Origin of the sequence: Imperialibacter sp. (genome assembly GCF_040222385.1) — a bacterium.
Taxonomy (GTDB): domain Bacteria; phylum Bacteroidota; class Bacteroidia; order Cytophagales; family Cyclobacteriaceae; genus Imperialibacter.
Genome location: NZ_JAVKDF010000021.1, coordinates 214,079 through 227,798, shown reverse-complemented (window position 1 = coordinate 227,798; position 13,720 = coordinate 214,079). Strand labels below are relative to the sequence as shown.

The 13,720-nt window shown below is 46.7% G+C and carries 11 protein-coding genes and 1 pseudogene; 4 read left to right on the top strand and 8 right to left on the bottom strand.

The window, feature by feature from the left end; genetic code table 11:
• Positions 1 to 8 precede the first annotated feature (8 nt).
• Positions 9 to 1,058 (top strand): efflux RND transporter periplasmic adaptor subunit, encoded by a 1,050-nt coding sequence (locus RIG68_RS07185; RefSeq protein ID WP_350120425.1) that lies wholly within the window; start codon positions 9 to 11, stop codon positions 1,056 to 1,058.
• A gap of 30 nt (positions 1,059 to 1,088) precedes the next feature.
• Complete coding sequence (locus RIG68_RS07180) at positions 1,089 to 4,181, top strand: efflux RND transporter permease subunit (protein WP_350120423.1); 3,093 nt, start codon at positions 1,089 to 1,091, stop codon at positions 4,179 to 4,181.
• A 44-nt stretch (positions 4,182 to 4,225) separates the two neighbouring features.
• On the opposite strand, the gene RIG68_RS07175 is transcribed toward RIG68_RS07180, so the two are convergent.
• The 5 genes from RIG68_RS07175 to RIG68_RS07155 all read right to left on the bottom strand — a co-directional run bounded on the left by RIG68_RS07175 (position 4,226) and on the right by RIG68_RS07155 (position 10,116).
• Positions 4,226 to 6,055 carry an LA_2272 family surface repeat-containing protein gene (locus RIG68_RS07175; RefSeq protein ID WP_350120421.1) on the bottom strand — a complete coding sequence of 610 codons (1,830 nt, stop codon included), beginning with the start codon at positions 6,053 to 6,055 and terminating at the stop codon, positions 4,226 to 4,228.
• A gap of 58 nt (positions 6,056 to 6,113) precedes the next feature.
• The gene (locus RIG68_RS07170) at positions 6,114 to 7,058 is read right to left on the bottom strand and encodes a FecR family protein (protein WP_350120418.1); all 945 of its coding nucleotides are present in this window, start codon (positions 7,056 to 7,058) and stop codon (positions 6,114 to 6,116) included.
• Positions 7,042 to 7,533, bottom strand: a complete 492-nt coding sequence (locus tag RIG68_RS07165) for a GFO_1088 family ECF-type sigma factor (protein WP_350120415.1) — start codon at positions 7,531 to 7,533, stop codon at positions 7,042 to 7,044. The genes RIG68_RS07170 and RIG68_RS07165 overlap by 17 nt, the downstream gene beginning before the upstream one ends.
• A 127-nt stretch (positions 7,534 to 7,660) precedes the next feature.
• Positions 7,661 to 8,749 (bottom strand): porin family protein, encoded by a 1,089-nt coding sequence (locus tag RIG68_RS07160; protein WP_350120412.1) that lies wholly within the window; start codon positions 8,747 to 8,749, stop codon positions 7,661 to 7,663.
• 197 nt (positions 8,750 to 8,946) lie between these two features.
• Positions 8,947 to 10,116: a DUF3179 domain-containing (seleno)protein gene (locus tag RIG68_RS07155; RefSeq protein ID WP_350120409.1), complete on the bottom strand. Its 1,170-nt coding sequence runs from the start codon at positions 10,114 to 10,116 to the stop codon at positions 8,947 to 8,949.
• Between the two features lie 106 nt (positions 10,117 to 10,222).
• Between RIG68_RS07155 and RIG68_RS07150 the strand changes: the two are divergent.
• Positions 10,223 to 10,765: pseudogene (locus tag RIG68_RS07150) on the top strand (Uma2 family endonuclease).
• 53 nt (positions 10,766 to 10,818) lie between these two features.
• Here the strand turns inward: RIG68_RS07150 and RIG68_RS07145 are convergent.
• A complete protein-coding gene (locus RIG68_RS07145; protein ID WP_502880619.1) occupies positions 10,819 to 10,983 on the bottom strand; it encodes a mannonate dehydratase in 165 nt (54 codons plus the stop codon).
• Positions 10,984 to 11,190: 207 nt separating this feature from the next.
• Between RIG68_RS07145 and RIG68_RS07140 the strand changes: the two genes are divergently transcribed.
• A complete protein-coding gene (locus RIG68_RS07140) occupies positions 11,191 to 11,946 on the top strand; it encodes an SDR family NAD(P)-dependent oxidoreductase (protein WP_350120406.1) in 756 nt (251 codons plus the stop codon).
• An 81-nt stretch (positions 11,947 to 12,027) separates the two neighbouring features.
• On the opposite strand, the gene uxuA is transcribed toward RIG68_RS07140, so the two are convergent.
• Positions 12,028 to 13,197, bottom strand: coding sequence for a mannonate dehydratase (gene uxuA / locus RIG68_RS07135; RefSeq protein ID WP_350120403.1), 1,170 nt, complete (start codon positions 13,195 to 13,197; stop codon positions 12,028 to 12,030).
• Between the two features lie 161 nt (positions 13,198 to 13,358).
• Entirely contained in the window at positions 13,359 to 13,652 is a 294-nt protein-coding gene (locus RIG68_RS07130; RefSeq protein ID WP_350120400.1) for a GIY-YIG nuclease family protein, read from the bottom strand.
• Between the last annotated feature and the right edge of the window lie 68 nt (positions 13,653 to 13,720).

Sequence of the window (13,720 nt, the reverse complement as noted above, 5' to 3'; positions counted from 1 at the left end):
TCAATACCATGAAGAATTTCATTACTCCAACAATCATTATTCTGTCTGCATGGGTGCTGTCTGCCTGCACGCAGAACAAAGCATCTGAGATGCAGATAGACAAAAATGTGGTGGCGGTTCGCCTCGACAGTGTTAAGTCAGAGAAGGTGGCCAAGCCGGTTCGCACCAGTGGTTTGGTTTCCTCCGAAACGGAAAGCACGTTGTCATTTAAAACAGGAGGCATCATTCAGAGAACCTATGTAAAAGTGGGTGATCGGGTAAAAAAGGACCAGCTTCTGGCTTCACTTAACCTCACTGAAATCCAGGCCCAGGTGGTGCAGGCTAAAAATGGTCTGGACAAAGCCACCAGAGACCTTGAGCGTTTCAAAGGACTTTTAGCGGACTCAGCGGCAACGCTGGAGCAATTCCAAAACATCACCACGGTTTATGAAAATGCAAAGGAGAGCTACAGCATCGCCTCTTACAACCTTACTAACTCCCAAATCAGGGCTGGCTTTGATGGCGTAGTGCTAAAAAAATGGGCCAACGAAGGCGAGATGATCAGTGGCGGCAATCCAGTCTTTTCGCTGAGCGCTCGAAACCAATCAACGTGGGTGCTAAAGGCAGGCGTGGCCGACAGGGATTGGGCCAGACTAAATATCGGAGATAAAGCCGTTGTGCATTTCGACCATCTCGGAGAGCAGGTCATTGATGCTGTTGTCATCAGGTTGGCACAAGGGGCCGATCCTATGAATGGCACCTACCAGGCGGAGCTCCAACTGGAGATTGGGAAAGATCAGCTACTAGCCAATGGGCTTGTAGGTAGTGTTGTTATTTCGCCTTCAAAAACCCGTCAGTTAAACCTGATACCTATCGAATCTATTATTGAGGGCAACGGCAGGCAGGCTTTTGTTTATGTGCCTGCAAAGGGAAATACTGTGAAAAAGCAACCAGTGAGCGTCGCCTATTTTACTGAAAAGGATGTGGCCATAAGCTCCGGCCTGGAGCATACCGCCCTGGTCGTTTCGGCCGGGTCTGCCTACCTCAATGAGGAGTCAACCATCATGGTAGTGCAATAATTTTTTACTGAATAAAAAAGAACAACGAAGATGAAGATATCAGAATTTTCAGTAAAAAATTACCAGTTCACTCTTATCGTGTTTGCCATGGTCATCGGGTTGGGCCTGAACTCCCTGTTCAACATGCCCAGGGGCGAAGACCCTGAGTTTGAGTCGCCTAGTTTCGCAGTAGTAGTGGTCTATCCCGGCACAAGCCCGGTGGACATGGAGGAGCTGGTGGTTGACCCCATCGAAAAGAAAATCAGCGAGCTGGAAGACGTGAAGAAAATCGTCAGTAATGTAGACGATGGCCTGGTGGTAATGCGCATCGACTACAAATACGAAATTGATCCTGACGACGCCTACCAGGAAGTAATCAGGGAGATGAACACAGTGCAGCAGGAATTGCCAGCAGACATATTCAGTATAGAAATTCGGAGGTTTACGCCTACAGATGTTAATATTCTGCAGATCGCTTTAGTATCCGAAACAGCTACTTACCGGCAGCTGGAAACCCAGGCTGATGAATTAAAGGAGAGGCTGGAGGAGGTAAAAGCTTTGAAGAAAGTGGAAGACTGGGGTTTCCCCGAAACAGCGGTGAAAATCTCGTTGAACCTGGAAAAAATGGCAGCAGCTCATATTCCATTGAATGCTGTCCTCGGAGCCATTCAAAGTGAAAATGTAAACATGCCGGGTGGAAGTGTCAATGCTGGCACGAGAAGGTTCAATATTAAAACCAGCGGTAGCTATACGAGCCTGGAGGAGGTACAGAATACGATTGTTTACTCTGCCGCCGACAAGGTGGTGTACCTGAAAGATATTGCCGATGTGGCCTTCGACTATGAGGAAGAAAACCACCTGACCAGGCTCAATGGCAAGAGGGCAGTGCTTGTAACGGCAGCCCAGAAGGAGGGACAGAACATTTTCAAAGTGCAGGAGGCCTACCAACCTGTGGTGGATCAGTTCAAAGCGGAACTTCCATCCAACATGGAGCTGGTGCAAAACTTTGACCAGGCAAGCAGTGTTGATCGTCGTCTCAGTCGGTTTGTGAAGGACTTCATCATTGCTATTCTTTTGGTATCAATCACTTTGCTGCCACTTGGTTACAGAGCGGCCATAGTGGTGATGGTTTCTATTCCTCTTTCTCTCGCCATTGGCCTTTTCATGCTCGATATGCTGGGCTACACCATCAATCAGCTGAGCATCGTCGGACTGATTGTGGCTTTGGGCATTTTGGTTGACGACAGTATTGTGGTGGTAGAAAACATCGAACGGTATCTTCGTGAAGGATATGGTAAGAAAGAGGCTGCTATTGAAGCCACCAAACAGATCGGTCTGGCTGTGGTTGGCTGTACAGCTACATTGATTTTTGCCTTTTTGCCATTGCTGTTTTTACCGGAAGCTGCCGGAGACTTTATCCGTAATCTCCCCATGGCCGTGGTCACTACGGTGATTGCATCCCTTTTCGTATCGCTCACCATTGTGCCCTTCCTATCCAGCCGGGTTTTAAAAACACACACTTCGTCAGAGGGAAACATCTTTTTCCGTGCTTTAAAAAGATTGATCAGCGGCTCTTACTCAAAGTTGTTGGACAAAGCACTAATCCGACCATGGGCTACCCTGGGTATCGCATTTCTAATCTTTTTGGGTGCGTTGGCATTAGTGCCGTCGGTTGGCTTTAGCTTGTTCCCGGCGTCAGAGAAACCTCAGTTCCTCGTGAACATTGAGACACCGGTGGGTACCAGCTTGCAGGAAACTGACAACGTGGCAAAGTATGTAGAAAAGGCATTGGCTGAAGAGCCGACCATTACCTACTACACCACCAATGTGGGCAAGGGTAATCCTATGATCTACTACAATGTGGTGCCAAAGGCCGAAGCTTCCAATTTCGCACAGTTTTATGTACAGCTTGAAAGCGATATCAGGCCCGAAGAGAAAATCAAAACCATCGACGAATTGAGAGAACGCTTTCTGTACTACCCCAATGCTAAAATTGAAGTGAAAGACTTCGAGCAGGGCCCTCCAATAGAGGCGCCCATTGCCATCAGGGTATTTGGAGAAAACCTGGATACCTTAAGGAGCCTGACGCTACAGGTGGAGAAAATTCTCAAAGACACTCCGGGTACCATTTATGTCAATAATCCTCTGGCCACGCTGAAAACTGACCTGCGCTTCCGTATTAACAAAGACAAGGCAGGCATGCTGGGAGTGCCCCTGGCCGAAGTGGACAAGGCTATCAGGATGGCGGTAGCTGGCCTTACTATTGGTGACTTTACGGACGCCAATGGCAAGGAATATAACTTGCTGGTGACCGTGCCCAAAGGAAGTATCACTGATATGTCGGTGTTCGACAAGGTGTATGTCAATAGCTATAAGGGAGCATCGGTGCCACTCAGTCAGCTAGCTTCGCTGGAGTTTGAAACAAGCACCAATCTGGTAAAACACTATGACAAAGAGCGGTTTGCCACGGTGACAGCCTTTGTGGAAAGCAACTACCTGGTGGAAGCCGTAACGCAGGAGGTGGTTGCCGATATGGACCAGTTTGATTTTCCTCAAGGCTACTCTTACAAAGCCGCCGGTGAGCAGGAGAGCAAAGAGGAAAGCTTTGGAGGGCTCGGTACCATTATTCTTATCACAGCCTTCGGCTTTATGGGCATTCTGGTGCTGGAGTTTGGTACCTTCAAAAGCTCACTGATTGTGCTGTCAGTAATTCCTTTGGGAATTATCGGAGCCATTTTGATGCTGCTGATCACCGGATACACTTTCTCTTTTACCGCTACCGTTGGGTTGATAGCCCTGGTAGGCATCGAGGTAAAAAACTCAATACTGTTGGTGGATTTCACAAATCAGCTGAGGCGAGAAGGCATGGAGCTCAATAAGGCGATTCGGGAGGCGGGAGAAGTGAGGTTTGTGCCCATAGTGCTGACGTCACTCACAGCCATTGGTGGCTTGACTCCGCTGGCATTGGAAGGTAATCCCTTGTACTCGCCATTGGCCATTGTATTGATAGGCGGATTGATCAGCTCAACGATCCTGTCAAGAATAGTAACGCCAGTGCTCTACAAATTGCTGCCTCCGAGTATTGTGGTGGAGAAGAAGCAAGCACCTGAGGAAGGGTTGGGAATGGTGCCGGTACCGGCTTAGAATATATAGGTATTGCCTCCAGCATTTGTCGGGAGGCGATACCTTTAATAAAATTCCAAACTCATCGTCAAGCTCGGCCAGAATTTCCACACGTAGTTCGGCTCGCTGATGGTGGCCACTTCCAGGTAGGAGAGTTTGTAGCTATTATAGTTGGGCGTCCACCAGGCATTCACGCCTGCACCAATCACAAAGTACATCGACCAATCCATTCGACGCCCGTATACCATGTGAGGGTTTAGCATCAGATTGAAAGGCTGTTTGTCTACTCCATCGAAGTTAACCCACGACACATTGATCCGGTAGTCTTTAAATGCCAATTGCTGAAAGTCGTGTGGGTCGAACAAGGAACCTTTGCTCACGCCATAACCCCAGGCTTGCTTCGGCCAGATCGAGTGGTTGCCTGGGATAAATAGGTTGCGGCTATAGAAGACCGTGTTAGCTATTTGATCAGAGCCGGTCGTGATTCCCACGTTTGTTTGAAAGGTTTCGTTGGCCCAAATCCTTCCTGACAGACGAGGACCAATATTGACCAGTCCAAGGGCCCATCCGCTATTTTGTCTAAAAACGTTTACTAACGCAAATTGATGGCCACTTGATTCTTTCGACATATTGACGAGACCAAACTGCAAGCCACTGGAGTTTTGGGCCTTGTTAAAAAGCCCGATTTGGTAGCCGCCCATTCTGTTTGAAAAATTAACAGCACCCAACTGTAGCCCATGGGTTTCGGAGTCCACTGAATTGGGGCCATTCATGCTTTTGTTCCTGTTCACCACGCCAATTTGCGCTCCAAAAAGATCGCCTCTGGCATAATTAACTCCTGCCAACTGCACGCCGGTGACGAAGCGGCCTGTGTAATTGAAAAAGCCTGCTATTTGCAGCCCGTGCAAATTGTTAGCTGTCATATTCGCCACACCACTTAACTGCCAGCCAACAGTGCCGCTGCCAGCCATGTTGATGAGAGACGATGCCTGGAAGCCAGTGACTGACCCCGTAACCAGGTTGGCAAGTCCTGCAGCTTGTATGCCAAGAAACGGGGACTTAAGCGCTTCGAGCTCTGCCCTGGTATAGCGTTTTTGCTGCTGCATGTCGCCACCCACCACATTTAGCACGCCAGCCATTTGAAAGCCATAGGTGTTGCGCTTGCTGAAGTTGGAGAATCCTGCCAATCCGAAAATATTACTACCGGCAGAATAGTCGACGGTCAGGTTGATGGAAATGCCGTTGTAAGAATTTCCAGGATTGAGGCCATTGGTGCCGAGGCCCGGTGCTAGCGATACGTTGAAAAGCCGGTATTTGAACAAGGCCTCACTTTCCAAAAGCTGAGTTGGCTCATTGTTGGTTAACAGCGTATTAGTTGAGTCTTTGGAAGCTTCGGGTTGGCCCATAAAAGCGTAGGGCATTGGTTCGTCCGCATAAACCGGAGTCAGTTGCACGGGTCTTCTTTCGTCGGGGATGCTTTCATTGGATTCACCTTGTTTTTCGATTGGAAAGGAATCGGGGCTTAACCTAAGTACTGAATATGTGTGCTTGTCAAACAGTGAGTGGGAGGGCATACTCTTCTTCCTGAAATTGAGGTCTTTGTAGCCAAAAGGCCAATCATAGGGACTCGGAGCGGGTTGTGACTTAGGTTTGCCCGTTGTCATAGCTTTCGCCTTGTTTTCTGATTTTGGCCTGAGCAGTACGGTGCTGCCACTTATTGTGTATTCCAGAGACGTTTCAATGCTCAGCTGATCCAGTGCTTCTGTGAGAGAACCTGCTGTTTCTACATTGCTTATTTGGCGGGTGGGCAGGAAGTTTTTGCTGTAGAGGAAATGTACATGAAACCTCTTGCTGATGTGCGCAAGAGCGGAATCTATTGGGACAGACTGCGCCATGGCTCTGAATTGAAATAGCATCAGAGCGAGAAAAATGAGAGCCCAGTCGATTAGCCTTTTAGCAACCACTGCCTTTAAGAATCACTTTACCATTTTGCATTTCATAGCTAATATTGAGTACGTATTTTAAAGCATCCAGCAGTTGTTCCAGGGTTGGGTCGTCAAATGTGCCGCTAAACCGGCAATTGGAGATGACTGCCTCTTCGAAGGCAAACTCAACACCAAAGTATCCTTCTGCATCCTCCAAAAGCTTTTTCAAAGGTGCATCTTCGAACTGGAGTTGCTTCGTTTTCCAGGCGATCAGGTTGGGGTCAAACGACTCAAATCGCCGAATGGTATTTGACTGCTCATCGTATACCGCTCTTTCCCCAGCCACTACAAAAACCCTTTCATTCAAATTGCGGTCATGAGATGAGAAGGCGACTTTCCCTTCGCTCACTTCCAGCTCGACTTTGGCTGAGCCGGGTAGCCACCTGAGGTAAAAAGACGTGCCCAGCACTTCCGTGGTTGCCTTACCGGTAAGCACCTTGAAGGGACGTGCTTCAGCCCTTTTCACGTCAAAAAAAGCTTCTCCTTCGAGGTAGACTAATCGGTCTGCAAAACGCTCCTGATATTTCAGACTGCCGTTTTTGTTCAGTGTGACAATGCTGCCGTCGCTGAGGTTGATAATTTTTTGATCAGTTTCAGTTTTGACTTCTACCCACCGAACAGGTTCAGCATCTTCCGAAAAGTAGTTAAAAAGTATGTAGCCGAACAACACAAGCAAAGCCAGTGAGGCCGCAACTTTGGCGACAAAAAGAAAGGAGGGCCTTCCCTCCAGCTTTTCCAGAGGAAAGGAGGGAGGCGCCACTTTTCTTTCGGACTCAAAGAACCTAAATAAATCCTTTTCGGGACTTAACTGATCATCGCTGGTTTCCAGCAACTTTTCTTCATCCAGCGAGGTGTCGCCGTTGTAGAATTTGTCGAGCAATTCTTTTTGGTCGGTTTTATTGATATTTTTCATACTGCTCTTTCAGTTTTTTCCTTGCCCTGGAAAGCACCACACGCACATTGTTTGGTGTCATGTCGGCTACCTCGGCAATTTCGTCAATTTCCAACTCTTCTACACCCCTTAGCTGTAACACAAGCTGCTGGGTCTCAGGTAACTGCCCGATAAGTTGCTTCACCAAACTCAAGTGATCGGAGGCCTCAATTCGATTTTCATCAGTAGAATGTCCGTTGTCGTGAGACGCCTGAAACTCCACTGAATTGCGGCTCTTTTTTTTCAGGTGATCCAGGCATAAGTTACGGGTCATCTTCAGTCCAAAGGCTTTTACGTTGTTGTAACCGAAGAGCCGATCACGCATTTTCCAGAGTCGCAGAATGATTTCCTGGGAAATGTCCTCGGCATCTTCGTCGTTGTTCATGAGCCACCTGGCAAGCCTGTAAAAGGGCTGCTGTAGTGGGACAATAGCTGATTTAAATTCTTCCCGGGTCATTCGTAATTAAAGACGATTCAAGGGTGATTTCATTACGGAGATGGAAAGAAATTATCTTATGCTTCGCATTGTTCTCAATCTTCGCAGATCACGAAGTGAAATTTCTATTGAAGCTCACTTGAAAGCATTAGTCTGCCGAGCGGGTCAGGTCTAAAGAAACTCTTAGGGTTATTTCTTGAGTGAACCATCTAAAGTTTTGAATCAGATAGTTTCTATTGCCATAGGTATTTGAAATTGAGTACTCCACACCTGCAACATACTTTGATCCAAAAGATTTTAAGGCGCCAAAACTCATTTTGTAGCCGAGAAAGTCGTTGTCCATGTTTAAAGTAATGTCAGACCCATTAGCATGTCTGGTTGCTTCCTTTTTTAAGGCGAATGCAGCGACGCCACCAAATGAAATAAACGGCCTAATGTTTTGAGTTGGGAACGTATAATAGATAGAGAGTGGGAACTCAAGAGAAGTCAAAGAAACGTCGATTTGTTGGTCATCTGCTGTGCTTGATAATTTGCCACTGAAATGTGATTCCTTTTTTGAAAGGATCATTTCTGGCTGGGCCGATAATTTTCCTCTGAAAGTCAGGCGAAAAAACACGCCTCCAAGTATGCTCGAATTCGGCCCAAAAGTGGCATTGCTATACAGGAAGCTTTGAGTTAAGTACTGCATTTTACTGATCCCAATACCAGCTCGCACACCAGCTTCAGTTCTTAAATTAGCTACATTTCTAGTGGGAGCCTCGTATGAGGGGTCTACACATTGATTATACTCTTCAATCAGATTGGATATGTCAGTGGCGAGGTAGTTGACTCGCTCAATTTTTCTTTTTAATTGAGGACATCCTGATGTGAGGAAAACGAGGGAACGAACATACCGTTTATCTTCAATGAGATGACGATCCACTGCTTTATCCTCGTCATGTTGAAGTTCAATAACGCTTCCATCCGATGTTTTTATAAAAAGCTTTTGATAGAACTGATAGAGACTTAAATGCCCGCTCACAATGCGAAGGAGAAAGGCTTTTTCGCCCTCCTTGATTTCAAGTGCATCATAATGATATCCACCTTCATACTCCAAAGATTTGATGTCTGATGGGCCGAAAATTTTGAAATCGGTACTAGTGTTTGCTTTAAAGGAGACCTCTTCGTAAATGTCATTTCTAATTTTTATTGAACCAGCTATCGAATCATTGTTTTGCAAAATGATAAGCCCTTCCATCGTGTTGTATTCCTGAGAAAATAGCTGGGGGCATTGGAGTAGGAAAAACAGATTAAAAGAAAGAAGAAAGTATTTTCTTGTCATAGCAAAGTAGGATGCGGTGTTGGATGTAATTTGAAAATGAATAAAAGCAATTTTGCGGGAATTGTGGTGGCTATGGAATATTATCTTTTAAAGACCAGTCTCAAAGTAACCAATTAGAGGCGGGTAGTTTTTTCATGAAAAGTTCTCCACGAATGCCAGAACTCCTGATAGGCCGGAACCCACTTTAGTCGGGCGCCAGAAAGCGGGCCAGTCACACATTCGCCTTTCCAGTTCCATCCGGAGCTAGTGTTTTTATCTATAATAAAGCTCGTAGTGTCGCTGAGCGAAAATACTAGTGTGTCACGCTCCCAGGCATGAAATGACAGGCTGTCCGGCTCCAGCGCAATAAGCAAGCCAGTGGAGGCTATAGTGTCGTTGAACAGTCGGATCTTCACCAGTTCATTCCAATCATAAGCCTTTGCTTTCTTATCCAATATCACGCCAACCACCCAGGATTTATCGGCCCATGAGGTTGTGTCTCTCCCCGTTAGCTTACTGTCAGATGTGCCTTCGTCATAGTTCTCCAGATTTTCATACTTTTCCAGAAATGCAGTATCCGGCTGCAACACTAACGACTCGGGGTATTTGCTTAGCCACGCACCCAGCGTCATTTGTTCGGAGGGCAGCTCAGGAAGGACAGTGCCAGTCAACGGCCCGGCAATAGCTTCTCCATTTGCCTGCCGCCACCAGGAGCGGGTTCGGCTGTCTTCAAACATGGCATTAAAATGATCCATTCCCACCAGTCGAAAGGTTTCAGGCTGTCCGTTGACCTCCGGCGCAAATATTCTGCCCGTACGGCAGACCGTGCAGTAGGTGACAATCACTGGCTGACCGGCTACTGTATCCTTTACCTGGTGGTGGTAGCCGATGTTTTCGATTGGATAAGCTCTCGCCTCCCCATGTATTTCGAGGCCAATTACGAGGTCATTTAGATCGTACTGCGTCTGACTGGGGGGAGCAAATGACACCGTATTGGGTTGGTAAAATATCTTGTCGGCGAGCATTTTAAAATTCACCGCATAGAAAACCCCGAGGTAAATCAGCATGAACGTGCCAATGGTAATTTTGGCCTTTCTGGTGCCCTGCCTGAGATAATGCCAGGCCGGGTAGGCGATCATCAGAAGCCCTGCCAGCCGAAAATACCCGATATTGAAAAACATGAAATAAGCGAAGTCAATACTGTTCATCTCCTGGCTGCCAGGAAATGGCATGATGAGGTAGACTTTCAGTATTTCGGCTACGATAAGCGTAAAAAATACGAGAACAAGTAAGGCGGTTTTCATAACTGCATCGGCTAATAGAACCTTTAATTTGATTAACTTAGTTGAATCAAACAAATGTGGCTTTATGCTTAGCGAGTACACCATAGGCGGATAATGGGTTGAATCCATGACAGACGAGGAGTTTTACACCTTTTGTGTGGAAAATGAGAATATCAAATTTGAGCGTGAGCCCGATGGTCAAATTGTTATTAAGTCACCAACAGGATTCAACACAGGAAATCGGAACTCCGAAATCATCATGCAGCTTGGTATTTGGAACAAAGAGCGGCGTTTAGGAATAGTTAGTGATTCTGACACGGGGTTTTATTTGCCTAATGGTGCAATGAGAAACCCGGATGCCGCCTGGACAAGCAAGGAGCGGTTGAAGTAAGTTCCCAAAGCTGAACTGGAAAAACTCCCTCACCTCCTGCCAGATTTCATTATAGAACTGGTGTCAAAGAGTGACTATCCGAAGAACCTCGACGTCAAGATGAAGGAGTGGATAAACAATGGCTGCCGCCTTGGTTGGCTGGTTGATCCCTCTAATGAAACCGTGACTATTTACCAGTCAGGAGTTGAGCCGCAGGTGGTGAAAGGGTTTGACAAAAGCATGGCTGGCGGAGATGTGCTGCCAGGCTTTGAGTTGGATTTGAAAGAACTTAGGGTGTAGAAATGGAAGCAGGCACTGTTACCGCCCTCCATTAAATGATCTGAAACGAAATTTTAAAAACTCCTGGAAACTCCCAATTCCAAACCTCTCAATTCAGCTGGTCCTCTCAACCTGCCTATGCCTGTATAGCCAGGATTGGTTTTCTTGTGCAGATCATCGAGCATTTGATGACCATGGTCAGAACGCATGGGTATGTCTACTTTGCGTTTTCCCACCAACTGAACAATGTTTTTTTGCAGCATAACTTTCTATGTTGTTCTTATCTCATTTGCTACTATGTCGCTGAACGAACTGGTTTTTTCAACCGATTGGTTGATGCCAAAAATCATGTTCCGACTTGATAAAGCTCACCACCATATCGCCAACGATAGGCCGTCTTTTCTGTTTATTAGGTAGAAGGAATAATGAACTAAACACCCAAAGTCATGGATAAGTCACTAAAAAATAAGGTAGCGCTAATTACCGGCGCAGGGTCTGGTATAGGGAAGAGCACCGCCTTTCTGTTCGCCGAAAATGGCGCAAGCATAGTGGTTGCCGACATCAATGAGGCCCACGGTAAGCAAGTAGCCGACGAGATCAAGCAAAGAGGAGGAAAGGCAATATTTGTAAATGTTGACGCATCCAATCCCGCCGATGCCAGGAAGAGTGTAGATGAGGCGGTGAAAGCATTTGGCAAACTCGATATTGCCGTCAACAATGCCGGCATAGGCGGGCCGGCTGCTCCCATTGGTGAGTATGATATTGATGGATGGAACAAGGTAATTGCCGTGAACCTTTCTGGTGTCTTTTATGGCATGCGGTATCAAATACCTGCCATGCTTAAAAGCGGCGGCGGAGCCATCGTGAATATGGCGTCTATTCTTGGCCAGGTGGGTTTTGCTACCAGTCCAGCTTATGTAGCTGCCAAACATGGTGTTGTTGGTCTTACAAAAAACGGTGCGCTGGAGTATGCGGCCCTGGGAATCAGGGTTAATGCCGTTGGCCCCGGGTTTATTAAAACACCGCTTCTGGATGACAACCTTTCACCTGACGTGTTGGAATTTCTCAAAACTAAACATCCCATAGGAAGGCTGGGTGAGCCTGAAGAGGTAGCACAGTTGGTTCTCTTTTTGGCCAGCGAAAATGCTTCCTTTATCAATGGATCGTATTACGCCATTGACGGTGGCTACCTGGCGCAATAGGCTTTAATTTAGAAAAGGAGACGGTAATCCGTCTCCTTTCTACTCATGAGGGCTATTAGTTGATACTTTTTGTTTTCTTACTTACATGGCTCTGTCGATGCCCAATTCCAACCCCCTCAGCTCCGCCAATCCTCTTAACCTACCAATGCCTGTATAACCAGGGTTGGTTCTTTTATGAAGATCATCCAGCATCTGGTGACCGTGGTCTGGCCGCATAGGAATGGATACCTTCCGTTTCCTCATCACCTGAACGATTTCCTTTACAACAGCATACATGTCCACATCGCCATCGAGGTGATCTGCTTCAAAGAAGTTGCCTTCTTCATCTCTTCTGGTACTACGCAGGTGCAGGAAGTGAATATGGTCGCCAAGTCGTTGCACCATGCCGGGCAGGTCATTGTCGGGGCGCACACCATACGAGCCGGTGCAGAAGCATAGTCCGTTAGCAGGGGAAGGAGCAGCGGCGATCAGGTCTTTGGCATCTTGTTCCGTGCTCACAATCCTTGGCAGGCTCAAAATTGGGTATGGGGGATCATCGGGATGAATGGCCATTTTCAATCCTTCAGCTTCGGCCACAGGAACTACCTGCTGCAGGAAATAGAACAGGTGCTGCTTGAGTTTTGCCCTGTCAATTCCCTCGTAGGTTTTGAGCGCATTCAGAATCTGCGGAACCGTAAAGCTTTCCTCACTACCTGGTAAACCCTGAAGTGCATTGCTGAAAAGCATGTCTTTTTCACTCTCGGTCATGGAGCTGAAGCGCTTTTTAGCTTTGCTTATCTCGTCAGTGGTGTAGTCTTTTTCAGCGTTTGGTCTTTTCAGCATACAAAGATCGAAAGCGATGAAGGCTGATTTCTCGAACCTTAGTGCCTTGCTGCCATCTGGCATCGTGTAGGCCAGGTCGGTGCGCATCCAGTCCAGAATAGGCATGAAGTTGTAAGTGACAACTTTCAGCCCGCATTTGGCAACGTTCTTAAGGCTTACTTTGTAGTTCTCGATGTGTTGTTTGAAATCTCCGGTCTGTTTTTTTATGTCTTCTGAAACAGGCAGACTTTCAATCACCGTCCAGGTAAGCCCTGCCGATTCTACTTCTTTGCGGCGCTTGGTAATTTCTTCTACAGTCCAGATATCCCCAACCGGTATATGATGCAAGGCTGTCACTACGCCGGTACATCCGGCTTGTCTGATATCCGACAAGCTAACCGGATCTTTGGGCCCGTACCAGCGCATCGTTTGTTCCATTAAGTAGGCCATAACAGTATTTTAGCGTTCAAATGTATTAGGGTGTGAAGATGATAAAATAACAAATAACAAGCTCCAAAAAAGAAAAAAATCCAAAGCAAAATTAATACTTCCTCGAATAACCGAAATGTCAGACTGAGCCTGTCGAAGTCCTGTCGAAGCTCCATTTCTCATCATTTACCAGACCTGTTTTTGGAACGCTCTTTTAAAGCTCTCCAATCCTGTTTCATCAGCGCTTCTTTTTTAGCCCTGCTCCAACCTTTTATTTGTTTCTCAAAAGCTATTGCCTTGTTTATGTTGCCAAAGTGTTCAGTAAACACGAGATCGACGGGTCGTCTTTTGAATGTGTAGGATTTGGTGTCATACCCAATTTGATGTTCGTAAAGTCTTCTGTCAATATCATTTGTTACACCTGTGTAGTAGCTACCGTCAGCACATTTAAGAATATATACAGTGTATCGATTCATAATGCTCGTTTACTATAACCGCTGTTGTCGCCCTTCGACAGGCTCAGGGTGACAACAGCTACCATCCG

Bases quoted from the DNA above. Each gene is read 5' to 3' on its own strand.
- uxuA (WP_350120403.1), bottom strand. From the start codon at position 13,197: ATGGCCTACTTAATGGAACAAACGATGCGCTGGTACGGGCCCAAAGAT.
- RIG68_RS07165 (WP_350120415.1), bottom strand. From the start codon at position 7,533: ATGACCCGGGAAGAATTTAAATCAGCTATTGTCCCACTACAGCAGCCC.
- RIG68_RS07160 (WP_350120412.1), bottom strand. From the start codon at position 8,749: ATGGAAGGGCTTATCATTTTGCAAAACAATGATTCGATAGCTGGTTCA.
- RIG68_RS07130 (WP_350120400.1), bottom strand. From the start codon at position 13,652: ATGAATCGATACACTGTATATATTCTTAAATGTGCTGACGGTAGCTAC.
- RIG68_RS07180 (WP_350120423.1), top strand. From the start codon at position 1,089: ATGAAGATATCAGAATTTTCAGTAAAAAATTACCAGTTCACTCTTATC.
- RIG68_RS07185 (WP_350120425.1), top strand. From the start codon at position 9: ATGAAGAATTTCATTACTCCAACAATCATTATTCTGTCTGCATGGGTG.
- RIG68_RS07170 (WP_350120418.1), bottom strand. From the start codon at position 7,058: ATGAAAAATATCAATAAAACCGACCAAAAAGAATTGCTCGACAAATTC.
- RIG68_RS07140 (WP_350120406.1), top strand. From the start codon at position 11,191: ATGGATAAGTCACTAAAAAATAAGGTAGCGCTAATTACCGGCGCAGGG.
- RIG68_RS07155 (WP_350120409.1), bottom strand. From the start codon at position 10,116: ATGAAAACCGCCTTACTTGTTCTCGTATTTTTTACGCTTATCGTAGCC.
- RIG68_RS07175 (WP_350120421.1), bottom strand. From the start codon at position 6,055: ATGGCGCAGTCTGTCCCAATAGATTCCGCTCTTGCGCACATCAGCAAG.